This window comes from Bradyrhizobium sp. HKCCYLRH2015 (assembly GCF_051168215.1).
Taxonomy (GTDB): domain Bacteria; phylum Pseudomonadota; class Alphaproteobacteria; order Rhizobiales; family Xanthobacteraceae; genus Bradyrhizobium.
The window spans coordinates 24,548-48,223 of record NZ_JBNPUO010000003.1; the positions used below are offsets into that span (position 1 = coordinate 24,548).

Here is a 23,676-nt window from a genome sequence, read left to right on the forward strand (position 1 = left end):
CTCGAGGGGGAGGCCTCAGGGCGGCCGGGACACTCGCCCAATCGCCGGGCCTTGGCAACGCGAAAAGTCTGTCAATTTCGTGAAATCGGCGACATGTTGGCGGCGACGGCCCGCCGTCGGGCGCCGTTGACAACGTTCCCCCCCAGCCATATCTCTCCCCGGTCGCTTCAAGGGCGATAGCGCTTATTTTGCTGCGTTTTTGGCCGTTGAACCCTGGTTTGCCTGTCTCCCACTCATCTGGCGGACGCCGCCCGGCGCCGAAGGTCGAGGCTGGCGCGGGTGCTGCGGTGCATCACGTCGGGAACAGCAAACCCAAACCACGAGTTACGGCTGCTAAGCAGACCCCATAGAGGCAGGATTTCAGCAATGATCGGCGCGCTCGCCCGCAAGCTATTCGGCTCCGCCAACGACCGTCGCGTCAAGGGCTACCAGTCCCGTGTCAACGCCATCAACGCGCTGGAGCCGGAGCTCGCCAAGCTGACCGACGAGCAGCTCAAGGCGCGCACCGAGGAGTTCAAGACGCAGCTCGCCGACGGCAAGACCCTCGACGATATCCTGGTCCCGGCCTTCGCCACCGTCCGCGAGGCCTCCAAGCGCACCCTCGGCCAGCGCCATTTCGACGTCCAGCTGATCGGCGGCATGGTGCTGCACGAGGGCGACATCGCCGAGATGAAGACCGGCGAAGGCAAGACGCTGGTGGCGACACTGGCCGTCTACCTCAACGCGCTGGCCGGCAAGGGCGTCCACGTCGTGACGGTGAACGACTACCTCGCCCGCCGCGACGCCGGCTGGATGAGCCAGATCTACGGCTTCCTCGGCCTGACCACCGGCGTCATCGTGCACGGCCTCGACGATGCCGAGCGCAAGGCGGCCTATGCCTGCGACATCACCTACGGCACCAACAACGAATACGGCTTCGACTACCTGCGCGACAACATGAAGTACCGGCTGGAGGACATGGTCCAGCGCGGGCACTATTTCGCGATCGTCGACGAGGTGGACTCGATCCTGATCGACGAGGCGCGCACGCCGCTGATCATCTCCGGCCCGCTCGACGATCGCTCGGAGTTCTACAACACCATCGACACCTTCGTGCCGAAGCTCGACAAGACCGACTACGAGGTCGACGAGAAGCAGCGCACGGTGACGCTCACCGAAGCCGGCATGGAGAAGATCGAGACCCTGCTGCGCGACGCCGGCCAGCTTAAGGGCGACTCGCTCTACGACGTCGAGAACGTCTCCGTCGTCCATCACATCAACCAGGCGCTGCGCGCCCACACGCTGTTCACCCGCGACAAGGACTACATCGTCCGCGACGGCGAGGTCGTGATCATCGACGAATTCACCGGCCGCATGATGCCGGGCCGGCGCTATTCCGAAGGCCTGCACCAGGCGCTGGAAGCCAAGGAGCATCAGCCGGTTCAGCCCGAGAACCAGACGCTGGCCTCGATCACCTTCCAGAACTACTTCCGCATGTACGCCAAGCTCGCCGGCATGACCGGCACGGCCGCCACCGAGGCCGACGAGCTGTTCGACATCTACAAGCTCGAGGTGCTGGAGATCCCGACCAACCTGCCGGTCGCGCGTCTCGACGAGGATGACGAGGTCTATCGCACCCAGCAGGAGAAATACGCCGCGATCCTCGCCGAGATCGAGCGCGCGAATTCGCGCCTGCAGCCGGTGCTGGTCGGCACCGCCTCGATCGAGAAGTCCGAGGTGCTGGCCGCCTATCTCAAGCAGCACGGCTACAAGCAGATCGATTTCGGCAGCGAGCGCGCGCTCGACAAGCTCTATGCTGCGGCCCGCGCCGGCAAGCCGGCCAAGCTGTTCGCGGTGCTGAACGCGCGCTTCCACGAGCAGGAAGCCTATATCGTGGCGGAAGCCGGCGTGCCCGGCGCGATCACGATCGCGACCAACATGGCCGGCCGCGGCACCGACATCAAGCTCGGTGGCTCCTTGGAGATGCGCATCCAGCAGGAGACCGGTGGCATTACTGATGAGGCCGAGAAGGCCGCCAAGATCGAGCAGATCAAGGCCGACATCGCCCGCTTCCGCGAGATCGTGTTGAAGGCCGAGGAGACGGTCGAGATCGAGCCGGCCAAGGGCTCGAAGCCTGCCAAGACCGTGACCAAGCCGGGCGGCCTCTACATCATCGGTTCCGAGCGGCACGAATCCCGCCGCATCGACAACCAGTTGCGCGGCCGCTCAGGCCGTCAGGGCGACCCCGGCCGCTCCAAGTTCTTCCTGTCGCTGGAAGACGATCTGATGCGGATCTTCGGGTCCGACCGGCTCGACAGCATGCTGACCCGGCTCGGCCTGAAGGAAGGCGAGGCCATCATCCATCCCTGGATCAACAAGGCGCTGGAGAAGGCGCAGCAGAAGGTCGAGGCGCGCAACTTCGACATCCGCAAGAACCTCCTGAAGTTCGACAACGTCCAGAACGACCAGCGCAAGGTGATCTTCGACCAGCGCGTCGAGCTGATGCAGGACGAGAGCGTCGTCGAAACGATCACCGACATGCGCCATGCCTTCATCGACGATCTCGTCAGCAAGCACGTGCCCGAGCATGCCTATGCCGAGCAGTGGGATGTGGCCGGCCTGAAGGAGGAGCTGAAGCGCGTGCTCGACCTCGACCTGCCGGTCGACGAATGGGCGAAGGAAGAGGGCATCGCCGACGAGGAGCTGCTCAAGCGCATCGAGACCCACGCCGACGAGCGCATGGCCGCCAAGGTTGCGCAATGGGGCCCCGACGTGATGCGCTACGTCGAGAAGACGATCCTGCTGCAGACGCTCGACCATCTCTGGCGCGAGCACCTGGTGATGCTCGATCATCTGCGCCAGGTCATCGGCCTGCGCGGCTACGGCCAGCGCGATCCGTTGCAGGAGTACAAGTCGGAAGCCTTCACGCTGTTCGAGGCCATGATCGCGCATCTGCGCGAGGCCGTCACCGCGCAGCTGATGCGGGTCGAGATCGTGCCGCCGGAGGAGCAGCAGCAGGTGCTGCCGCCGATGCAGGCGCACCACGCGGATCCCAACACCGGCGAGGACGAGATGGCCTTCGCCAACGTGTCGCTCGTGCCGTCGTCAGGTGCAGCCCCGGTCCCGGCCGAAGCGCGCAACCCGAACGACCCCGCCACCTGGGGCAAGATCGGCCGCAACGAGGATTGCCCGTGCGGCTCGGGCAAGAAGTACAAGCACTGCCACGGAAAGTACGCGTAGGCGCGGGTCTGCGCGCGGCAGTCTCTCCATTGTCGTTGCGAGCGAAGCGAAGCAATCCAGAGTCCCGCCCGCGACTCTGGATTGCTTCGCAGCGCTCGCAATGACGCTGTTGATCGAGCTGTGCGCCGAACCCACCGCCGTCATCCCGGCGAACGCCGGGATCCATAACCACAGGCCGGCGTGCTTGGGCACACTGCTTGCTCCAGCATGCCGCCTCACACCTGTTGGCAGCATGGGACTGAGATCAGCGCACGGCGACGCGCGCGTGATGCTGTGCTTACGAGCGGCCGTGCTGCGTCCAGCCCGACGTCCACTTTCGGATGCGCGCGGCGGAGCGTTGCAGGTTGCCGGCCTTGAGCTCGCCGGAGCAGACGGCGGCGGTCAGCGCGCGATTGATCTCGCGGCCGACGTCGGAGGTCTGATCCGCGTCGCTCAATTTGGTGAACATGATGATATCCGCGCCCGCCTTGACCGCGTCGATGGCGGCGGCGGCCGGCGGCTTGGCATCGAGGATGGCTTTCATGGCGAGATCGTCCGTCATCACCACGCCGTCGTAGCCGAGGTCGCGGCGCAGCAGGCGATCGATCGCATGTCCGTCGCTCTGGGTGGCAACGCCGCCCCATCGCCGGGAATTCGCCAGATGTCCGACCATGATCGCCCCGGCGAGCCCTCGCCTCATCAGCCGCCGGTACGGCTTCAACTCTGCCGGTGACCAGGTGGTTGTGACGTCGGCAATGCCGGCATGGCTGTCGGCGGTCGATGATCCATGCCCGGGAAAATGCTTGAGCACCGTCAGGATGCCTTTTTTTCGGTGCGCCTGGATGAACGCCGCCGCATAGCGCACGACGGCGTCGGAGTCGGCGCCATAGCTGCGTTGCCGCTGCCCGATGACCGGGTTCGACGGGTTGGTGTTGAGGTCCACCACCGGCGCGAGATTTATGTTGATGTGCAGCGTCGCGAGCTTCTCGGCGAGCGCGGTGTAAGCGCTTCGCGCCGCCGTGATGGAGCCGCGAGCGACCTCTGCGGCCGACGGTGTTTCCGCAAGGCCGACATTCGATCCGAGCCGCTCGACCGTACCTCCTTCATCGTCGATGGCGATGAACGGAGGAGACGCGCATTTGCATGATCGGATCCGGTCGATCATCGCGGTGAGATCGTCCGATGTTCCGACGTTGCGGCCGAGGATGACGACGCCGCCGATCAGCCCCTCCTCGAGATCGGACAGGACTTGCTGAAATCCCGGATCCGATGTCTTTGTCCCGAAGAAACCGGCCATGATCATCGGGCCGACCAGTTGCGCGGTTGCCGGTCTCTTGCTGCAGTCGGCAGCAAGGCCGGTCTGACCCGTCAGCGTCAGGAATGCGGCCGCCAGGGACCGTCGACCAAATCGTCGGAGCATGGCGATCCCCGCTTGGCGGCTGTTTCGGCGACTCAGGTTCACCGGTTCAGATCACGTCGCTGACCGCAGGACTCAGATCGTCGCCAGACCGCCGACCCTTGCCCCTTCCGCAATCGTCCGCGGCGCCGCGTTCAGCTGCTCGATCGCAAAGCCGGCCGCCTTCTTGTAGCCGGCCATGAACGCGTCGCGTTCGGCCGGCGGGATCACGTCATCGATATCGGTGAACGTCCCGCCACAACGCTCGTCCACCAGATTGAGCAGGCCGAACGGTCCGGCGCCGCGGTTGCGCAGGATGACCTGCGAGATCGGGCCGCACAGTTTCTCGTCATAGGCCGCGAGCGCGGCGGGCGTCACGCCATGCACCAGCAGGCAGGCGCCGAGCACGCGCGCGTCCACGATCGCCTGGCTGGCGCCGTTGGAGCCGGTCGGATACATCGCGTGCGCGGCGTCACCCATCAGCGCGACGGGGCCGTCGACCCAGGTCGAGACCGGATCGCGGTCGATCATCGGGTTCTCGTAGGCGCCGTCGGCGCGGGCGATCAGCGCGGGCACGTCAAGCCAGTCGTAGGTCCAGCCGGCGAAATGATGCGCGAACTCACTCACCGGCACCTGGCGGAACCAGCCGGTCTGCTTCCAGCCCTCGGTGTTGTCCATCGTCACTTCCGCGATCCAGTTGATCAGCGCCAGCCCCGTCTTCGGGTCAGGATGCGAGATCGGATAGACCACGACGCGATGGCGGTGGGTGCCCAGCCCGACGAAGGACGAACCGGTGCGCATCGGCTTCGCCCGGGTGACGCCGCGCCACATCACCGCGCCGCCCCAATGGATCGGTGGCTGCGTGGGGTGCATCTGCGCCCGGATTGCCGAGTGGATGCCGTCAGCGCCGATCAAGAGCCGCCCGCGCTGCTCGGAGCGCGACCCATCGGCATGCTCGATGCGTGCGGTCACGGAGCCGTCCGCGTGCTTCTCATAGCCGCTGACGCGGCTGCCGAGCCGTACGCAATCAGCGCCAGCCCGCTGCACCAGCCGGCTGTACAGCAACATGTGCAGCTTGCCGCGATGCACCGCATATTGCGGCCAGTTGTACCCGGCGAGCAGCCCGCGCGGCTCGGAATAGATGTCGTTGCCGTTCAGCCCGACCAGCGCCCATTCCTTCGCGGGCACGCCGACCTGATCGAGATCGTCAGCGCCGATGCCCAGATCATACAGCTCGCGCACCGCGTTGGGCTGCAAATTGATGCCGACGCCGAGCGGCCGCATCTCGCGCACGCTCTCATAGACGATGCAGGGCACGCCGATCTGCTGCAGGGTCAGCGCCGTCGCCAGGCCGCCGATGCCGCCGCCGGCGATGATGACAGGAAGATCGGTCATGGGCATGGTCCGTCGCGCGTGAACTCGGGAAACAAGGTTCGAAGAACGGCCAAGGGGACGCGGGCGCGGCACTGCAGCGCGCGCGGATCGCCTCCCCTCGATCCACGGCCGGCATTGTCTGCCGGTCTGAAGGGAAAAGGCCTAGTTCAGAAGGCCGGCGGAGACAAGGGGAATGGGCAATCCGCGCCGCCGTGGTAGGCTGGTGCCATGCGACACTCGTTTTTTTTCTGCCTTTGGGCGGCTCTCCTGCTGGCCGGCGTCGCGAGCCCGGCGCTGGCCTTCGATATCGAGGCTCACCGCGGCGGGCGCGGCCTTTTTCCGGAGAACACGCTGCAGGCCTTTGCAGCATCACTGCTCTGGCGTGTCGATACGCTCGAGCTCGACGTCGGCGTCACCCGCGACGGCGTCCTCGTGGTGTCGCACGAGCGGCGGCTCCATCCCGACCTTGCGCGTGACGCGGCCGGCAACTACGTCGCGCCGCCCGGACCGCTCTTGATCGAGTTGCCGTTGGCCGATGTGCAGTCCTACGATGTCAGTCAGATCCGTCCCGGCAGCGACTACGCCAAGCAGTTTCCGGAGCAGCAGGCCCCGTCCGGCACGAATCCTTCGGTACGGCGAATTCCGACGTTGAAGGAGGTCATCGACCTCGTGCGGCGCGCAGGCAACGATCATGTGCGTCTCAACATCGAGACCAAGCTCGATCCTGCTTTTCCTGCGGAGGCGCCGGACCCGCAGCGGTTCGTGACTTTGCTGCTCGATCTGATCGATGCAGAGCAGTTCTCGGGCCGGGTCATGATCCAGTCGTTCGACTGGCGCACCCTGCAGCTGGTGCAGCAGCGCGCGCCCGCCATTCCAACCGTGTATCTGACGATACAGCACGGCAAGGCGCCGAACGTGTCGCTGACCCAGGCGACGCGCTGGACCGCAGGCTTTGACCCCGCCGATCACGGCGGCTCGCTGCCGCGGACGATTCACGCGGCGGGTGGCAAGGTGTGGTCGCCCTACTTCGCCGACATCACGCCGGAGCTGATCGGCGAAGCGCATGCGCTTGGGCTGAGCGTCGTGGTGTGGACCGTTAACAAGCCCGAGGACATGGCGCGGCTCATCGATGGCGGTGTCGACGGCATCATTTCAGATCGTCCGGATCTGTTGCGTTCCGTCGCCATGCAAAAAGGTCTGGTGAAGCTGCGTGGTATGCTGCATCTGCACTCCTCCGAACCGAAGCCGCCAGCCAAGTGATCGTGGCCAACGACCTTGCAGGGGCATTCCGCGGCAAGTCCTCTTGGCAATCGCGGAGCGCTTTGCCGGGAGGACTCGAATCCGGAATCGTGAGCTGAGAACGCGAAGACCATCTCGTCATTCCGGATTCGTCGCGACTGCGGGCGGTCGGCGAGATTGAGCCGCTCAGCTCACCCCATCACCACCTCATGCCGGATCACGAACGGCGCCAGCAGCGTGTGCACCTCGGTCTCGATCGCCTCGCGGCTCTCCGCCGGCACGTTGCGCAAGGTCACCATCGCGATGCTGCCGTGGCTGCCATGCGGGCCGACCTTCACGCTGCAATCGACGCCGCGATCGGTGAGCTGCTTCAGTACGCCTGTGAACACCCGCGTCGCGGCGTCCCAGCGCAGCTGCGGCTTGAACACCTTGCCGACGCCGGTCACCGGCATCGGATCGATCGGAATGATCTGCACCGGCACCGCGGCGCGCTCCGGCGTGCGGGCGCGCACCCAGTCCTCCAGCTCGCCCGGTTGCACGCTCGCGCCAGGCTTCAGCTGGACGTAACCGATCGGCAGCTCGCCGGCGTAGGCGTCGGGCTGGCCGACGACAGCAGCGAAGCCTACCGAGGGATGCTGAAACAGGATTTCCTCGATCGGCGCCGGATCGATGTTGTGGCCGCCGCGAATGACGAGGTCCTTGGCGCGGCCGGTGATCCACAGGAAGCCATCGGCATCGAGCCTGCCGAGATCGCCGGAGTTGACCCAATGGCCGTCGACGAAGGCGCCCTTGTTGTGGACGTCGTCGAGATAGCCGGAGAACACGCCGGGCCCGGCCATGATGACGACTCCGATCTCATCCGGTGCGCAATCGCGCTCGTAACGGCCATCGGCGTCGAGCTTGACGATCCGCACCTTGGCGTAAGGCAGGGGCAGGCCGACCGAGCCGAGCCGGATCGGCTGGTCCGGATAGGCCATGGTGTGCACGCTCGCGGTCTCGGTCATGCCGTAGACCTCGATCACCGGCAGCTTGAGCTTGTCCATGATCGCCTGCCCGACCGCGACCGGAATCGCCGAGCCGCCGCCTGCGGCGTAGCGCAGGCTGGAGATGTCGGCATCGCCCTGCGGCACCGCGAGCGTCGCCGCCAGCACGGTCGGCACGCTCGACAGCGTCTCCGGCTTGAAGCGCTCGACCAGGCCCCAGATGTTGCGCACCGCGTTCGGATTGCGCCAGCCGGCGCCGGAGAGCACGACGAGGCAGCCGCCCGCCGACAGCGTCTGCAGCGCCTGGGTCAGCGATCCCCCGACGTGAAACAGCGGCATGCCGAACAGCAGGGTGCCGCCGGGCTTGGCCTTCAGGATCAGGTTGACGCCCCAGGCCTGATAGACCTGATTGCCATGGCTGTGGCGCACCAGCTTCGGCGTGCCGGTGGTGCCGCCGGTGTGGAAATAGGCGGCGGTGTCGCTCGCCTTGATCTGCCGGCCGCTGACCAGATGATCGCTCGGCTGCGGCCCGATCAAATCGTTGAAGGCATGAATGCCGTTGGCAGGATCACCGCCGCCGCCATGCACCTGCACGATCGCCTTGAGGTGCTTGAGGCCGCCGCGCACCTTCTCCACCTTCTGCCAGATGTCGGTGCCGGGCAGGGGACCGAGCGCCACCAGCACCTTGGTCTTGGCGGCATCGAGAATCTCGGCGATCTGGTGCGGCTCGAGCAGCGGATTGACCGGGTTGGCGATGCCGGCCGCCTCGGCGCCGAACAGCGTGACGAACGCGTCCGGCACCAGAGGCAGCATGAAGCTGACGACGTCGTCAGGGTCGACGCCGAGCGCATGAAACATGTTCGCGGCCTGCGTCACCCTGGCGACGAAGTCGCGATAGGAGATCACGACCGGCGTATCGGCGGGATCGGCATTCTGCAGAAACTGGATCGCCGGCGCGTCCGGATTGGCAGACGCGCCGCATTTCAGCGCCTCATAGGTGCTCCGCGCGGCGATGCGTTCATCATACGGCGTCTGCTCGAAGGCGCGGATGTCAGCGGTGCTGGCGAATGTCGGATAGTCGCTGCCGATGGCGCGATCGAGCAGATGAATGCCCATGGCCTGTCCTCCCGGTGTCGTGTCCTCGTCCGGCCGATGCGGCCGGTGATCGCGCGCGGGCTCTGCGGCCCGTTCGTCGCGATCGCGAGAGGACAGGATGAGCGAGGATTCGTCTTGCGTCTATCCCGGTATGATTGGGGACTCCGGGAGAATTGTCGCAGCAACGCTGCGCTGCAGCGTTAGTTGGGGAGAAGCGCGCTGTCGCTCACCCGGATCGAGCCCCGCCATGCGCTGTACCGCGAATCGATCGTTCAAGCAGCGCCTCCTCAGCTCGCCGCGTCGATCAAATTTTCGAGCAGCCGCTTCAGCTCGCCGGTGGCCTTGTCGCCGTAATTCTCCAGGATGTGCGCTTCCTGGCTTGCCGCCAGCGAGTTCAGCCGCTTGCACAGCGCTTTGCCATGGTCGCTGATGAACATCAGCACCTTGCGGCGGTCGTGGGCGTCCTGGCGACGGTAGACCAGCGAGTCGGACACCATGCGGTCGATCATCTTGGTCAGGGTCGGGTGGTTCAGCAGCACCGCGTCGGCGAGGTCGCCCATCGAGTGTCCCTCGCCGTCCGAGAGCACCTTGAGGATGCGCCACTGCTCGACGGGCACGCCTTCCGTGCTGAGGCGCGATTCCAGCTGCCGGTTGATCTCCCGGTTGGCCTGCGCGAGCAGATAGGCGAGATGTTCGGTGAGGGGGGTGTTGGGATGGGGCGGTTTGGCCACGATGAACTTCGCTTGCGGTCCCGGCTTGAATGAATGTCCGGCAGTTGCTGCCCGATCTATATGCATCCCAATTCTTGAACATTCAACATTTTCGAATAGGATATTTGCCGAACGCGTGCTGATTTTGACGGCGTATGACCGCCGGCCCACAATGGGCCAGACACGGTTGCGGCCAAGGAGTGGGTGTGCTCTCGACAGGATCTGTCACGGCCGGGCGTTTCGGTCTGCCGCCATCCCTGCTGTTCAGGAGCCCGCCCCGGCGGGCCGGCCTTCCTGCACTCGCCCCCTTCGATCCCGACCATCTCCAGCGGCGCGGCTCCCGGAGCAGGCTGCGCATCGGCAACTTCCTCACCTTCTCCGGCTCGCCCGGCATCTGGGGGCCGGCCGCGACCAACAGCGCGCTGCTGGCGGTGTCCGAGATCAATCGCCGCGGCGGCATCCTCGGCCGCGAGATCGAATTGTCGTTCTACGATTCCGGCGGCCCGGTGGCCGAGGTGGCCGAGCGCGCCAGGGATGCCCTCGAATTCGACGATATCGACGTCGTGACGGGCTCGCATATCAGCGCGGTCAGGCTGGCGCTGCGCCGGCTCACCCGCGGCCGCATCCCCTATGTGTATACGCCGGTCTATGAAGGCGGCGAGCGCACGCCCGGCGTGATGGCGATCGGCGAGACGCCGCACAGCCAGACGCGCCCTGCCATCCACTGGCTGGCGGAGAACAAGCGCGCCCGGCGCTGGTACCTGATCGGCAGCGACTATGTCTGGCCGTGGCAGTCGCATCTTCAGACCAAGACCTACATCACCGAGGCCGGCGGCCAGGTGGTCGGCGAGGAGTTCGTGCCGGTGGGCGAGGATGATCACCAGGCGCATCTGGCGCGCATCCGCGCCGCCCGGCCGGATGTCGTGCTGGTCTCGCTGATCGGCACCGACAGCATCACCTTCAACCGCGCCTTCGGCGAGTCGGGCCTCGCCGCGACCACGCTGCGTCTCGCCGGCGCGGTGGACGAAACGGTGCTGCTCGGCATCGGCGCCGACAACACCGAGAATCTGTATACCTCTTCCGGCTATTTCAGCTGCATCGGCTCCAAGGCCAATGACGCGTTCATGAGCCGCTACACCGCCATGTTTGGCGCCCAAGCGCCGCCGGTCGGATCGGTCGGCCAGTCGAACTACGAGGGCCTGCGCTTCCTGAAGGCCGCCGCCGAGCGCGCCGGCTCGCTGTCCCTGCGACCGCTCGCTGCCGCCGGCCGCAACATCGTCTATTCCGGCGCGCGCGGCGAGGTGACGATCCGGCAGGGCCGCGCCGGCATGGCGATGCATCTCGCCGCGGCCGACGGGCTCGATTTCAAGATCATCCGAACTTTCTGAGACGTCCGCCTGCTCAGGCAGCCGCAGCGCTCTTGGCAGGCGCGCGCGCCGGCGCTGTCGGCACGTCGCGGATCATCCGGCTGATCGCCTCCTGCGGCATCGGCTTGCCGAACAGGAAGCCCTGCACGCTGCTGCAGCCCTCCTCGCGCAGGAAGGCGAGGTGCTGCTCGGTCTCGACGCCCTCGGCCAGCACGGGGATGTTGAGGCTGCGCCCGAGCAGCAGGGTCGCCTTGACGATCGCCGCGGCGTGCACGCTGGTCTCGACCGACTGGATGAAGCTCTTGTCGACCTTGATCTTGTCGAACGGAAACACCTGCAGCGTCGACAGCGACGAGTAGCCGGTGCCGAAATCGTCCATCGCCACCGTGACGCCGATGGCCTTCAGCGCCTGCATTACCTGTAGCGCGTGCTGGCGGTCGGCGATGATGCCCGTTTCTGTCAGCTCGATCTCCAGCCGCTCCGGCGCCAATCCGGTCTCGCGCAGCACCTCGGCGACGCGCTTCGGCAGGTCGTGGTTGAGCTGCATCGGCGCGACGTTGACGGCGACCTTGAACGGCTGGCTCCAGCTCGCGGCGGTGGCGCAGGCGGTGCGCAGCACCCAGTCGCCGATGTCGACGATCAGCCCGGTTTGTTCGGCCATCGGAATGAAATCGTTCGGCGGCACGCGGCCCTTCACCGGGTGATTCCAGCGCAGCAGCGCCTCGAAGCCGATGATGCCGCCGCTCTGCGTGTCGTTCTGCACCTGGTAGTGCAGCTCGAACTCGTTGCGCACCAGCGCGCGCTTGAGGTCGATGGCGAGCTCGGCGCGGCGCCGGCTGGCCTCGTCCATCGACGGCTCATAGGTGCAGATCTTGCCCTGGCCGAGACTCTTGGCGCGGTACATCGCGAGGTCGGCGCGGGTGAGCAGCTCGTCGGCGGTGAGGCCGTGGTCGGGATGCAGCGCGATGCCGATGCTGCAGCCGACCGAGAGGCTGCGTTCCTCCCACTCGACGGGCGCCAGCACCAGCGTGCGCATCCGCTCGGCGAACTTCGCCGCCTCGGTGCGCGCGAAGATCTCGCTCTTGACCGCGACGAACTCGTCGCCGCCGATCCGCGCCAGGAACTCGCCGGGCTGCAGCGTCGATGCAATACGCTGAGCGATCATCGTCAGCACGGCATCGCCCGCGGCATGGCCGTGCGCGTCGTTGATGTCCTTGAAGCGGTCGAGGTCGATCGCGAGCACCACCAGGTGCGCCGTCTCGTCGCCGTCGGTCAGCAGCGGCGCCAGCCGATGGCCGAGGCCGTTGCGGTTGGGCAAGCCGGTCAGCGGATCCTGCAACGCGAGCTGCCGATAGCCTTCGACAGCCTCCTGCGCCGCCTGCAGATCGATCATATAGGCCGAGGCGGCCATCGCCATGATCAAGCCGATGCCGGTGACGATGCTGATCAGCATCACGCTGTCGGACAGCGATTGCACGGGGGTATCGATGCCGGCCATCGGCGCCAAGGTCAGCGCGGCCATGCCGGTGAAATGCAGGCTCAGGATCGCGAGCACCATCGCCAGCGAGCTGCCATATTTGCAGAACCGTGTGACGGGACGGGCGATGCGGTTGGCGGCGACGGTGCCGAAGCCCGTCGCCAGCACGACCGAGAGCCAGATCGCCGGCGCGTGCCAGGTTCGGATGCCGTCGAGATTGAGCGCGCCCATGCCGGTGTAATGCATCGCGGCGATGCCCAGCCCGAACACGGCGCCGCCGGCCTCGATCAGCGGGCCGCGCTGCGTCCGCGTGGTGATGAAGAAGCCCAGCCAGGAAAACACCACGGCGAGGCCGAGCGAAGCGAACGTGAGCCCCGCCTCGAACGAACGGTTGCCGGATGCGTCGTAGCCGAGAATGGCGGCAAAATGCGTCGTCCAGACCGTGCCGCCGGCGACCAGCCCGGCCAGGAACAGCAGATGGAAGCGTCGCAGGCCGATGTTGCGGCGGACGCGCGCCAGCAGCCGCATCGACAGCAGGGAGCCGAGCACGCAGACCAGCAGCGCGGCGGCGACGTAGCGCAGATCATGATCGGCGGGCAGGCAGGACAGAATCGTCAACATCGGCAATTTACCTCACGCAGCCAGCTACGCTCCGCGGCGGGACGGGTTTTGGCGCGCGCGGAATCGCGGTTAGCGAAGCGTCAACGCGGGCAGCACCTCTGCCCGCGCCGAGTCATGCACGAGGTCGGACAGCCGATGATTAAGCCGCCGGCCGCCGGCGCTGGGTTTCGCCATGGAACCTGGGACATCGTGACGAAACTGCCAACGCCATGCGCGACTCTTTGCGGAGCTGGAACACGCGGGACTATTTGCTGGCGACGTTGCCGGGCAGCGCGTAGGCCCGCACATAGTCGCCGAGCTTGGTCCCGAACGAGCCGTGCCCGCCATCGACGGTGACGACATACTGTTTGCCGCCGGCCTCGTAGGTCATCGGCGTCGACTGGCCGCCGGCCGGCAGCCGGTCCTGCCACAGCAGGCGGCCGTCCTTGACGTCGAAGGCGCGGATGTAGTCGTCCATGGTGCCGGTCAGGAAGGCGACGCCGCCCGCAGTGACCATCGGGCCGCCGAGCATCGGTACGCCCAGCTTGAACGGCAGCGGCAGCGGCGCCTGGTCGCGGATGGTGCCGACGCGGTGCTGCCAGACGATCGCGTTGGTCTTGAGGTCGATGGCGGCGAGACTGCCCCAGGGCGGCGCCATGCAGGGGATGCCGAGCGGCGACAGGAAGATGCCGAGCGAGACGCCGTAGGGCGTGCCGTACATCGGCTGCACGCCGAGCTCGGTGCCCGGCGGATGCGCGGCGTTGGGTTCGGCCGGATTGTCCTTGCCGCGCGGCACCAGCCGCGACACGAACGGGATCGACTGCGGATTGGCGATCGCGATCTTCCGAACGGGATCGATGGCGATGCCGCCCCACTCGAACATGCCGAAATCGCCGGGATAGACCAGCGTGCCCTGCTCGGAGGGGGGCGTGAACGGCCCTTCGTAGCGCAGCCGCTTGAACATGATGCGGCACGCCAACTGATCGAACATCGTCGCGCCCCACATCTGCGCGCCCGAAAGCTCCTGGCGCGGCCGGAAGCTCAGTTCGGAGAACGGCTGCGTCGGCGACAGCCGGTCGCCGGGCGCAGCACCCTGCGGCACCGGCTTCTCCGGCGCGGGGACCAGCAGATGCCCGTCGCGGCGATCGAGCACGAAGATGTTGCCGGTCTTGGCCGGCACGTAGATCGCCGGCACCACGCCGTCCTTGCCGGGCATGTCGACCAGGCTCGGCTGTGACGGCATGTCCATGTCCCACAGATCATGATGCACATTCTGGAACGACCAGCGCAATTTTCCCGTGGCGATGTCCAGCGCCACCAGCGCCGAATCATAGCGCTCGTTGTCGGCCGAGCGGTTGCCGCTCCAGATGTCCGGCGAGCTCGAGCCGAGCGGGATGTAGACCAGGCCGAGCGCCTCGTCGGCCGCGCCGACGCTCCAGCCGTTCGGCGAGCCCGGCGTGAAGTGATGCGTGGCCGACGGCATCTCGTTGGGATCGGGATTGCCGGGATCGAACGCCCACAGCAGCTTGCCCGTGTAGACGTCGAAGCCGCGGATCGCGCCCGACGGCACCTTGTTGGAGTAGTTGTCGATCACGGCGCCGGCCATGATCACGACCTTGTCGGTGACGACCGGCGGCGAGGTGCCTTCGTAGAAGCCGAGCGTGGTGATCTCGTTGCCGGCCTTGAGATCGATCTGGCCGTGCTCGCCAAAGCCCTCGCATGGCTTGCCGCTGTCGGCGTCGAGCGCAAACAGCCTTCCGTCATTGGTCGGCAGGAAGATGCGCCTGGCGCATTCGCCGGGCGCGGCGGCACCTGACACGTCGACCGCGCCCGGCTTGGTCTCGTGATAGGCCACGCCGCGGCAGGTCATGTGCTGGAAATTCTTGTGATGCTCGATCTTCGGATCGAACGTCCAGCGCTGCTTGCCGGTGGCGGCATCGAGCGCGAACACGATCTGATGCGGCGAGCAGGTGTAGAGCAGATCGCCGATCTTCAGCGGCGTGACCTCGTTGGTGAACTCGTCGGGATCGTCGGGCCCTTTGCGGTCGCCGGTGCGGAATTCCCACGCGAGCTTGAGAGTCTTCACATTGTCGGGTGTGATCTGCTTCAGGCTCGAGAAGCGCGTGCCGAAATTGGTCGCGCCATAGGCGGTCCAGTCCGCCTGCGCCTCGGCGGGCGCGGTATCGGTGCCGGCCGTCGCCGCCGCGGCCTGCGGCAGCGCGCCATCGGCGCCGAAACGATCGCCGCGCAGGGAGGCGCCGAGCACGACCACGGCCACCGCAAGCACGGCCACGAGCCCCCAGCGCGCCGCGCGCATGTCGCCCACCAGATGCGCCGTGATGAATGGCAGCAGCAGCCAGACGCCGAGCGGCACCAGCACGTCGCCGCGCGGCGCCAGCGACCAGAAATCCAGCCCGACCTCCCAGATCGCCCAGATCATCGTGCCCAGCAGCAGCACCGCGTAGATCCACAGCGCCGCCGCATGCCGCCGCCACAGCAGCACCGCGACGACCAGCAGCGCGAGGCCTGCGACCAGGTAATACGGTGAGCCGCCGATCGCGGCGAGCCACGCCCCGCCGGCGAGCAGCGCGAGGCCCATCAGGCCGACAACGATCGCGGTGAAGGTGAGCAGCGGCGCGCGCTGCAGATGGCGGGCTGCGGCCATTGCGCGGCTCCAGGCTGATGATGACAGGCCGCGGCGCGACGCCGCAGCCGCGTCATGAACGGCGAGGAAGGGCGGAAGTTCCTGGCCGTGCAGGGCACGGGATGGGGCCGCCGCGCGGTCGCCGATCTCCCTCCCGGCACACGGCCTTTTGCGCGCCTTCCGTGGCCGGACCGGGTTGCCGCTCCGTGACGGAATTAATACGATCCCATGTCAGTCACATGAAAATTGGAGTGCCCGGATGCGTGCGCAGTCGCGAGCCCTGTCGAACCCGGTCGCTCTGTGGTGGGCGATGCTGACGCTCGTCAGCCTCGCCAACATCGTGTTCTGGTTCATCCTGTACCGCCAGCTCAACGGCGGCAGCAGTTCGGCGGGGCAGGCGTCCCAGACCGGTTCGATGCTGGCGCTGTCGGCGGCCTATGTGTTCGGCTGCGCCTTCCGCTCGGTGCTGCCGCGCGCCGACGTGCAGCGCATCTGCCTGGTCGACAGTTGGCTGTCGAGCGTGTTCGTCGGCCGCACCGTGGCGACCATCGCCGAGATCGCCTTCGCGGCACAGTGGGCCATCATCCTCGCGCAGCTCGGCGCCATCGCCGATGCCGAGACCGCGGTGAATATGGCCCGTATCATCGTGCCGCTGATCGTCATCGCCGAGATCTGTTCCTGGTACGCTGTCGTCACCCGGAATTTCCTCTACAACGCGATCGAGAACTCGCTGTGGGCGGTGGCCTTCCTGCTCGTCGGCATCGGGCTCGGCCGGCTGCTGCCGGAGTTCGATGGCGTGGTGCGCGGCCTGCTGATCGCGGGCCTCGTCGGCATCGCCTGCTATCTCGCCTTCCTCGTCGTGATCGATGTCCCGATGTATGTGAAGCGCTGGCGCATCGAGCGCGCCGCCGGCACGCCGCTGCTGCATCCGCTCGCCGGCCTGCGCGACTCCGCCACGCGCTGGACCGTCACCCACGAGTTCGAGCACTGGAAGGAAGAGATCGCCTGGATGTCGCTGTATTTCAGCGCCGCGGTCTGGGGCTCGCTGGCGCTGTGCGCACTCTCGGCAATGAACGATCACCTGCCGCGTGATCGCGCGCAGGCGACCGGCGCGCCGCCGGCCATCGTCCAGCAGAGCGCCGATCGGTCCTGACGCGACATCCCGCCGTGACGGTCACGGCGGGATGTCCTGCTTGCCTCAGCCATGCATCGCGAAGTGATGCGAATCGTCCATCTGGACGATGTGGCTGTAGTCGGCGTGCGGCGCATCGTGCACGGCCACGGGCGCGTGATCGAAATTCGGCGGCACGATGCCGGTGTTGCCGGGGTGGCCATGGTCGCCGAAATTGTCGACGATGATCGGGTTGTGCGACGAGCCTTCGCCGTGCAGCGGACCGGAGCCGAACCCCGAGCCCAAGCCCGAGCCCTGGCCACCCTGGGCGTTGTCGCCCGACTGCTGGATCGCCGAGGCGATCGAGTCCCAGAACCCGCCATGGCTGCCGCCCTCGGACCCGCCATGGGCCACCGCGATGCCGTCGCCGCGCAAGCCGTCCTGCGCCAGCTTGAAGATATCGCCGATCGCAGCGCCGAGATCGCCATGGCTGAGGTCGTTGACCAGCGAGCCGAGGTCGTGGCCGATCGCGTCGAGCTGCTGACCCAGCGAGTGGCTCAAATCGCCCGCGGTCTGTGCCAGCCCGTTGAGGCCTTCGCCGACGAAGTGGCCGACGCCATCGACGATTCCGGTGCCGACCGCATCGGCGCCGTGCGCGATGCCGGAGATCGCCTCGCCGATCGGTCCGCCGATCAGGTGGCCGGCCGCCGACGCCGTGTCGGTGACCACGCCGATGGCCCCGTCAGCCACCGCCACGCCGGCGTCGAAGCCGCCCTTCACCACCGCGCCTGCGGCGTCGAGCGCGTCCATGCCGACCTCGCCGGCCGTTCCGACGATGGTGCCGGCCATGTCGAGCGCGCCGTGGCCGACTGCGCCCGCTGCCTCCAGCCCGGCCTCGCCGAGGCCGACCGCGGTGTGCGCGAGGTCGCCGGCGACGTCGAGGGCGCCATGCGCCACGTCGCCACCGACCTTGAGCCCGCCGTCGACGATGTCGCCGCCGATATGCTTGACGTCGTTGATGACGCCGTCGAGGTCGCCATGCACCAGGTGGCCGACGCCGGACGCCACGTCGCTCACGACGTTGATCCCGGTGTGGAGGACGTCGCCGCCGACATGGACCACGGTCGACGCGACGTCGCCGACGGTGTGAAGCAGGCCGCCGCCGATCGCCTCGGCGCCATGCCCGATCGCGCCGAGCACGCCGCCGACGGTATGGATGGCCTCGCCGCCGAGCGCGCCGATCCCGTGCACCACGCTGCCCACGGCATGCGCGGCATCGCCGGCGACGTGCTCGACCGTGTTGACCACGGCACCCGCCGCGCCGCCGACCGCACCCGCCACATCCTTCGCGACGTCCTTCACGTCATCGACTGCGGAACTGACGGCATCTCCGATATCATCCCAAAAGCTCATGACCTGCTCCTCTCGGTTGCGTCACCTCGCCTCGGGTGACGCGCCGTTTGTCGCAGATCGCGTCCCCGCGCTCCGTGCGCGACGTCACGCAAGCTGAGAGGTGGCAGGGCTCGGGCGCGAAGCCTGTCCGCAAGGCCAGGCCATCCACCTCTTCAGTGGCCGCAGGGAGGGAATACGTGGATGCCCGCTTAGGCCGGGCAACTCATTAGCAGGCCCTGATCGCGATCGTTCAGGGGGGCATCGGTGTGATGCTCAGCCGCGGTTCAGGCGTGGCCGATCCAGCCATGCCAGGTCAGCGCGGCAAAGAAGCGACGGGCATCGCGAAAGCCGCCGTCGCACAAGATCGCTTCATCCTCCTCGGGGCTCAGCATGTTGACGCTGGCATCGACGGTCGCGCGCATCGTCCTTGCCTGCTCGGGGTCCGTGCCCGACGCAACGGCATAGGCCGCGTAGCGATCCAGCCACAGAGCCCGCTCAGTCGGCTCCTTCGGCAGGCAGCTATGGGCGACCACGAACGGCGCGCCAGGGCGGAGCCGGTCGTGCACGGCGCGGACTGTCTGCAAACGCTCCGGCGTTGCCAGAAAATGCAGCGTCAGCAGGCATGTCGCCGCGTCAAACGGGCCGGCCGGCGCAGCGTCGATGGTGCCCTCGATCAGTTCGACCCGGCTGATCCGCGCGCCGAGCGTGCGTTCGGCGAGTCGCAGCATCTGCGGCGCCGGATCGACCCCGACGAAGGTCCACGATGGGTGCGCTTCGGCCAACGCATCGAGCTCGAGCCCGCCGCCCGCGCCCAGCACGAGCACCCGCGCATGGTCGGGCGCCCGCTCGGCCAGCAGAACCGCCGTCATGCGGTGCAGCCCGTCGAGACCGGGCACGAAGCGCCGTGGACCATCGGTGTAGCGCGCGACGAATTCGGGATCGGAAAACGCGCGGATGAACTGCTGAGCGCCGTCGGCAATGTCAGCCGGCATGACAAATGTCTCCCTTGCGAGGTCGCTTGCGTCGTTCGAGGCGGTCGTGGAAATTAGCGCTCAGCGCCGCCAGCGTGATGGCACCGAGACGGGACAGCAGCAACGTCTCGGCGGCCCGGATGGAGGTGTCGAGCGCGGCATTGACCGCCTGCTCGACGAGACAGTTGGGATTGTCGCTCCGATGGCCGATCGCGAACAGCGACGGACGTCCGAGCGAATCGTAGACGTCGCGCAGGGTGACGGCCGCCAGATCGCAGGCGAGCGTCCAGCCGCCGCCATGGCCTTTCTCGGAGCGCACATAGCCGCTGTCCCGGAGCCCCGCCATGATTCTGCGGATCACGACCGGGTTGGTCTGCATCATCGCTGCGAGCGCCTCGGAGGTGACCGGACCGTCGTGCTCCGCCATGTGGAGCAGGACATGGAGGATGCCGGACAACTGGCTGTTGGGTCTCATGTAACTTTTAATATGACATGATGCCCGGAACGTCAACCGGCCTGCCTTCGTGCGGCCTTGGGCGATGCTGTCGTGTCTGCCCGTCGGGCGACTCGGTCCTGCTGCTCGTCGCGAATGCGGGCGCGTTCATTCCCCCGATCCGCCGCAAAGTCTCTGGCGCGGAAAACCGGATTTCGCCTGCGCGTTCAGGCTGATTTGGGCTGTCCAGTCCCGTGAGCAAAAATATTCCGCTTCGCAATTTCGGAAATTCGTGATCTATTCATTCCATCCCGCCTCATCGACGAGGGGCGCTGCGCGGTCGTCACGAAGCGTGGAGTGCGGGATGTGATGGGCGGGCCGGTTTGCAGCGTGACTTGATCGCGCCGACGAACAACACCGGTCCGTACGGTCAAGTCGCGTGGTCCTGGCCTCCCGACGCTGAGGTCAAGCCGGCTGATGATGCCTCGTGCATCTCGCCGGTGATGGGGGCAAGACAGCCCGGTCCCCAAGGAGAGCGCGAAGCAGCCGTTCAAACCGTCGCGCAGGGAGGGCCGGATCGTCCGGCTGGACCTGTGGTTCCTGCCGCCTGCATTTTTTTCGCAGGCGGGCCACGGGCCTCAGTCGAGGTCCGGCCTTCCCTGCACCCTCGGTCTTGAAGAGGGTGAGATCGATGCATCACTCGGACGCCGAATGCGCCGCGAGAACAGAGACGCGCATCCCCAGATGCAGTTTGAGATCGTTGACCACGATGGCACCACGAACGCGGTGCTTCCCCTCCAGGGGAGGGTGGCGTCATGCATGCGGCCCGGTTCTCGCGAGCCGGCGGCGTCGCGCAAATGGCGGCGCCGACGTCCTACCTACTTGAATCCCGAAAACCGGCTGTCGAACGAGTTCGACTGCAGCACCGGGACGGCGCCGGAGACCAGCGCGGTCTGGGTCTGGGCCGGGGCCGAAGCGGTGGTGGCAGGCGCCTCGCTGGTCGCGGGCTTGAACGGCGGCCGCGCGGCAGCCTGCCGGGTCTCGGCGGGCTTGGCCGCGACCGGCTTCGGCGCTGGCTTGGTCTCGGCGGGCTTCGCCTCTGCGGTCTTGCTCGGCGCGGGCTTGGCTGTCGCCGTGCTCTCAGCCGCCGCATTGCCGCCGATCCCGACCTTGCGGGCGAGGCTCGACATGAAGCTCGGCTTCTCGGGCGCGCTGACGGCCGCCACGCGGGTCGACGGCGCGCTCACCGGCGCCTCCGCTGCACTGGCCGGCATCGCGACCTCGTCGGCGCCGGGCGCGCGCGGCGGGTTGACGTGACCGGGGATCGTGCCTGGCGCGGCCTGGAAGTTGGCGAGCGACAGGCCCGGCGCCTCGCCGGCGTCGGACAGGCCGGTGGAGGCTCCGGGCACGCGGCTGGCGAAGATCGGATTCATGCCGCCGTCGATGCCTGTGTTGAGCTTGGCGACCGGCGTGCCCTTGGCGACGAGCTTGGCATATTCCGCCTCGTCGGCCTGCTGCTTGTCGCGCACGGCGGCGGTGATCTCGTCGGGCACGACATAGGCCGGGCACTTGGCAGAGGCGTCGAACACCGGATCATGCGTCGCGCCCGGCGGCTTCTGGGCGTTGAAGACGTATTTCTTCTCGCAGAAGTCGACCTTCGGCTCCTGCCGCGTGACCTCGAAGGCGTCGTAGCCTTCCTTGATCATGCGCCAGAACGGCATGTTCGGATTGTTGCGGTGCCTCGCCATGTTCACCGGCGTCATCCGGAACGGATAGGCCTGGAACTGGAAGGCGCGCTGGCCGCCGAAGAACGACTCGCGCCCGAGCGCATAGATCTCGGCGATCTGCTCGTCGGTCATCGCGAAGCAGCCGCGCGAGGAGCAGTCGCCATGCACCATCAGCTGCGAGCCGGTGCGGCCGAGCGCCTTGTCGAACGCGTTCGGATAGCCGGTGTTGAACGACAGATAGTAGGCCGATTGCGGGTTCATCTGGCTCGGATTGATCGAGTAGAAGCCCTCCGGCGCCTGGCGGTCGCCCTCGCGCACTTTGGGTCCAAGATCGCCCGACCAGCGGCAGATCGGATAGGTCTTGAGCAGCGCGAACTTGCCCGAGCGGTCCTGCTTCCAGACCTCGAGCTCGGCCTCCTGCTTGAAGACGCGGACCAGGATCGGCGACTGCAGATCCATATCCTTCTCGCCCATCGTCGCGACGAGCTTCGGCGGCACCGGCTGGTTGGCCTTGGCGTTGGTGGCGAGTCCGACCTGATCGCTGTTGCAACCGGTCAGCAGCGCACCGGCGGCCAACGCCGCCGAGGTCAGGAGAACCCGGACGAAAGCGCGGTTGATCAAAGCAAAGCTCCCCGCAAACCCCGCATGCCGCAACACCCCAGTCTCATCTCACCCGATCGGCCCGAAAGCTGGATAAATCACGGGTCGACCCTGCGTCATGCCGTCAAACCATCGATTAAAATTGTAGCCTTTGACCCCAGGCCTCGCAACCCGCGCTCCGGCGATGCCACCTGGCCCCGGCCGCCTTGGTCAACAACTTCTAAACAGCAGACCCCGTCGGCGGGGCCGAAATGCGGCCAAACGGCTGGAAAGACTCACAAAACCGCGAGCGCCGAGGCCCGGGCGCAAGCCCGGTCAGCCGAGCTTGCGGCCGATCTCGATGAACTTCTGCCGGCGCTGCTTGCGGATGGCGTCGGCGTCGAGGCCCTTCAGCTCGTCGAGCGCCTGGGCGATCGCCTCGCCGGTCGCCGCGATCATTGCCGCGGGATCGCGGTGAGCGCCGCCGACCGGCTCCTTGAGAATGGTGTCGACCACGCCGAAGCGGAGCATGTCCTGGGCGGTGATCTTCATGCTGTTGGCGGCTTCCTGCGCCTTGGTGCCGTCGCGCCAGAGGATCGAGGAGGCGGCTTCCGGCGAGATCACGCTGTAGATCGCGTGCTCCAGCATCAGCACCCGGTTGGCGGTGGTCAGCGCGATCGCGCCGCCCGACATGCCTTCGCCGGTGATGATCGCGATGTTGGGGACGCCGAGCGCCAGGCAGGCGTCGGTCGAGCGCGCGATCGCTTCGGCCTGGCCGCGCTCCTCGGCGCCGATGCCGGGATAGGCGCCGGCGGAATCGACCAGCGACAGCACGGGGATGCCGAAGCGCTCGGCCATCTCCATCAGCCGGACCGCCTTGCGGTAGCCTTCGGGACGGGCCATGCCGAAATTGTGTTTGAGCCGGGACTCGGTGGTGGCGCCCTTTTCCTGGCCCATCACGCAGATCGGCTCGCCGCGAAAGCGGCCGAAGCCGCCGAGCAGAGCGGCGTCCTCGCCGAACTTGCGGTCGCCGGCGAGCGGGGTGAACTCGGTGATCAGGCCGCCCACGAAGTCGGTGAAGTGCGGCCGCTGCGGATGGCGGGCCACCATGGTCTTCTGCCACGGCGTGAGCGTGGCGTAGAGCTCGGCCAGCGCCTGGCCGGCCTTCTCCTCGATCCGGCTGACCTCCTCGCCGATATCGGTGCCGGAGGCGGCCATCGCCCGGAGTTCGTCGACCTTGGAATCGAGCTCGGCAACAGGCTTTTCGAAATCGAGGTAGCTGCGCATGGGATCCGGCATGGAAGAGCTGAAGGAAGAGCGCTGGGAGACGAAATCGGTTCGGCCTTCGGACCTGAAGCCGAACGACTTCAGGAGCTTAGG

General features: G+C 67.0%; 15 protein-coding genes. 4 read left to right on the forward strand and 11 right to left on the reverse strand.

Going from position 1 to position 23,676, the window contains the following annotated elements; translation table 11 throughout:
* Positions 1-366 precede the first annotated feature (366 nt).
* A complete protein-coding gene (gene secA / locus ACQR1H_RS08180) occupies positions 367-3,219 on the forward strand; it encodes a preprotein translocase subunit SecA (protein WP_434873405.1) in 2,853 nt (950 codons plus the stop codon).
* 277 nt (positions 3,220-3,496) lie between these two features.
* On the opposite strand, the gene ACQR1H_RS08185 is transcribed toward secA, so the two are convergent.
* Together ACQR1H_RS08185 and ACQR1H_RS08190 are read right to left on the reverse strand one after the other, a co-directional pair.
* Positions 3,497-4,618, reverse strand: coding sequence for a glycoside hydrolase family 3 N-terminal domain-containing protein (locus tag ACQR1H_RS08185; protein WP_316182897.1), 1,122 nt, complete (start codon positions 4,616-4,618; stop codon positions 3,497-3,499).
* 72 nt (positions 4,619-4,690) lie between these two features.
* The gene (locus ACQR1H_RS08190) at positions 4,691-5,989 is read right to left on the reverse strand and encodes a flavin-dependent oxidoreductase (protein WP_434907395.1); all 1,299 of its coding nucleotides are present in this window, start codon (positions 5,987-5,989) and stop codon (positions 4,691-4,693) included.
* A gap of 207 nt (positions 5,990-6,196) precedes the next feature.
* Here ACQR1H_RS08190 and ACQR1H_RS08195 point away from each other — a divergent pair, with 207 nt between their 5' ends.
* Positions 6,197-7,228, forward strand: a complete 1,032-nt coding sequence (locus tag ACQR1H_RS08195; RefSeq protein ID WP_434907396.1) for a glycerophosphodiester phosphodiesterase — start codon at positions 6,197-6,199, stop codon at positions 7,226-7,228.
* A 170-nt stretch (positions 7,229-7,398) separates the two neighbouring features.
* Here ACQR1H_RS08195 and ACQR1H_RS08200 read toward each other — a convergent pair whose 3' ends face one another.
* Together ACQR1H_RS08200 and ACQR1H_RS08205 are read right to left on the reverse strand one after the other, a co-directional pair.
* A complete protein-coding gene (locus ACQR1H_RS08200) occupies positions 7,399-9,306 on the reverse strand; it encodes an acyl-CoA synthetase (protein WP_434907397.1) in 1,908 nt (635 codons plus the stop codon).
* A gap of 266 nt (positions 9,307-9,572) precedes the next feature.
* Complete coding sequence (locus ACQR1H_RS08205) at positions 9,573-10,016, reverse strand: MarR family winged helix-turn-helix transcriptional regulator (protein WP_315735215.1); 444 nt, start codon at positions 10,014-10,016, stop codon at positions 9,573-9,575.
* A 185-nt stretch (positions 10,017-10,201) separates the two neighbouring features.
* Between ACQR1H_RS08205 and ACQR1H_RS08210 the strand changes: the two genes are divergently transcribed.
* A complete protein-coding gene (locus ACQR1H_RS08210) occupies positions 10,202-11,383 on the forward strand; it encodes a substrate-binding domain-containing protein (RefSeq protein WP_434907398.1) in 1,182 nt (393 codons plus the stop codon).
* Positions 11,384-11,396: 13 nt separating this feature from the next.
* On the opposite strand, the gene ACQR1H_RS08215 is transcribed toward ACQR1H_RS08210, so the two are convergent.
* Positions 11,397-13,460: a putative bifunctional diguanylate cyclase/phosphodiesterase gene (locus tag ACQR1H_RS08215; RefSeq protein ID WP_434890417.1), complete on the reverse strand. Its 2,064-nt coding sequence runs from the start codon at positions 13,458-13,460 to the stop codon at positions 11,397-11,399.
* A gap of 244 nt (positions 13,461-13,704) precedes the next feature.
* Positions 13,705-16,104, reverse strand: a complete 2,400-nt coding sequence (locus ACQR1H_RS08220; protein WP_434907399.1) for a membrane-bound PQQ-dependent dehydrogenase, glucose/quinate/shikimate family — start codon at positions 16,102-16,104, stop codon at positions 13,705-13,707.
* 238 nt (positions 16,105-16,342) lie between these two features.
* Between ACQR1H_RS08220 and ACQR1H_RS08225 the strand changes: the two genes are divergently transcribed.
* Positions 16,343-17,236, forward strand: coding sequence for a hypothetical protein (locus ACQR1H_RS08225; protein ID WP_315800602.1), 894 nt, complete (start codon positions 16,343-16,345; stop codon positions 17,234-17,236).
* A 45-nt stretch (positions 17,237-17,281) separates the two neighbouring features.
* On the opposite strand, the gene ACQR1H_RS08230 is transcribed toward ACQR1H_RS08225, so the two are convergent.
* From ACQR1H_RS08230 to ACQR1H_RS08250, 5 genes are all read right to left on the reverse strand, one after another.
* Entirely contained in the window at positions 17,282-18,607 is a 1,326-nt protein-coding gene (locus tag ACQR1H_RS08230; protein ID WP_434846541.1) for a hypothetical protein, read from the reverse strand.
* Positions 18,608-18,870: 263 nt separating this feature from the next.
* On the reverse strand, positions 18,871-19,578 hold the full coding sequence (locus tag ACQR1H_RS08235) for a class I SAM-dependent methyltransferase (protein WP_316182905.1): 708 nt from the start codon (positions 19,576-19,578) through the stop codon (positions 18,871-18,873).
* Complete coding sequence (locus ACQR1H_RS08240; protein ID WP_434907400.1) at positions 19,568-20,032, reverse strand: Rrf2 family transcriptional regulator; 465 nt, start codon at positions 20,030-20,032, stop codon at positions 19,568-19,570. Before ACQR1H_RS08240 ends, ACQR1H_RS08235 begins: the two co-directional genes overlap by 11 nt.
* Positions 20,033-20,868: 836 nt before the next feature.
* Positions 20,869-22,338 (reverse strand): L,D-transpeptidase family protein, encoded by a 1,470-nt coding sequence (locus ACQR1H_RS08245; RefSeq protein WP_316182907.1) that lies wholly within the window; start codon positions 22,336-22,338, stop codon positions 20,869-20,871.
* A 294-nt stretch (positions 22,339-22,632) separates the two neighbouring features.
* Positions 22,633-23,595, reverse strand: coding sequence for an acetyl-CoA carboxylase carboxyltransferase subunit alpha (locus ACQR1H_RS08250; protein WP_315800597.1), 963 nt, complete (start codon positions 23,593-23,595; stop codon positions 22,633-22,635).
* Positions 23,596-23,676 lie beyond the last annotated feature (81 nt).

Coding starts and splice junctions, on each gene's coding strand:
- ACQR1H_RS08225 (WP_315800602.1), top strand. CDS start 16,343: ATGCGTGCGCAGTCGCGAGCCCTGTCGAACCCGGTCGCTCTGTGGTGG.
- ACQR1H_RS08190 (WP_434907395.1), bottom strand. CDS start 5,989: ATGACCGATCTTCCTGTCATCATCGCCGGCGGCGGCATCGGCGGCCTG.
- ACQR1H_RS08195 (WP_434907396.1), top strand. CDS start 6,197: ATGCGACACTCGTTTTTTTTCTGCCTTTGGGCGGCTCTCCTGCTGGCC.
- ACQR1H_RS08215 (WP_434890417.1), bottom strand. CDS start 13,460: ATGTTGACGATTCTGTCCTGCCTGCCCGCCGATCATGATCTGCGCTAC.
- ACQR1H_RS08235 (WP_316182905.1), bottom strand. CDS start 19,578: ATGCCGGCTGACATTGCCGACGGCGCTCAGCAGTTCATCCGCGCGTTT.
- ACQR1H_RS08240 (WP_434907400.1), bottom strand. CDS start 20,032: ATGAGACCCAACAGCCAGTTGTCCGGCATCCTCCATGTCCTGCTCCAC.
- ACQR1H_RS08220 (WP_434907399.1), bottom strand. CDS start 16,104: ATGGCCGCAGCCCGCCATCTGCAGCGCGCGCCGCTGCTCACCTTCACC.
- secA (WP_434873405.1), top strand. CDS start 367: ATGATCGGCGCGCTCGCCCGCAAGCTATTCGGCTCCGCCAACGACCGT.
- ACQR1H_RS08250 (WP_315800597.1), bottom strand. CDS start 23,595: ATGCCGGATCCCATGCGCAGCTACCTCGATTTCGAAAAGCCTGTTGCC.
- ACQR1H_RS08200 (WP_434907397.1), bottom strand. CDS start 9,306: ATGGGCATTCATCTGCTCGATCGCGCCATCGGCAGCGACTATCCGACA.
- ACQR1H_RS08230 (WP_434846541.1), bottom strand. CDS start 18,607: ATGAGCTTTTGGGATGATATCGGAGATGCCGTCAGTTCCGCAGTCGAT.
- ACQR1H_RS08185 (WP_316182897.1), bottom strand. CDS start 4,618: ATGCTCCGACGATTTGGTCGACGGTCCCTGGCGGCCGCATTCCTGACG.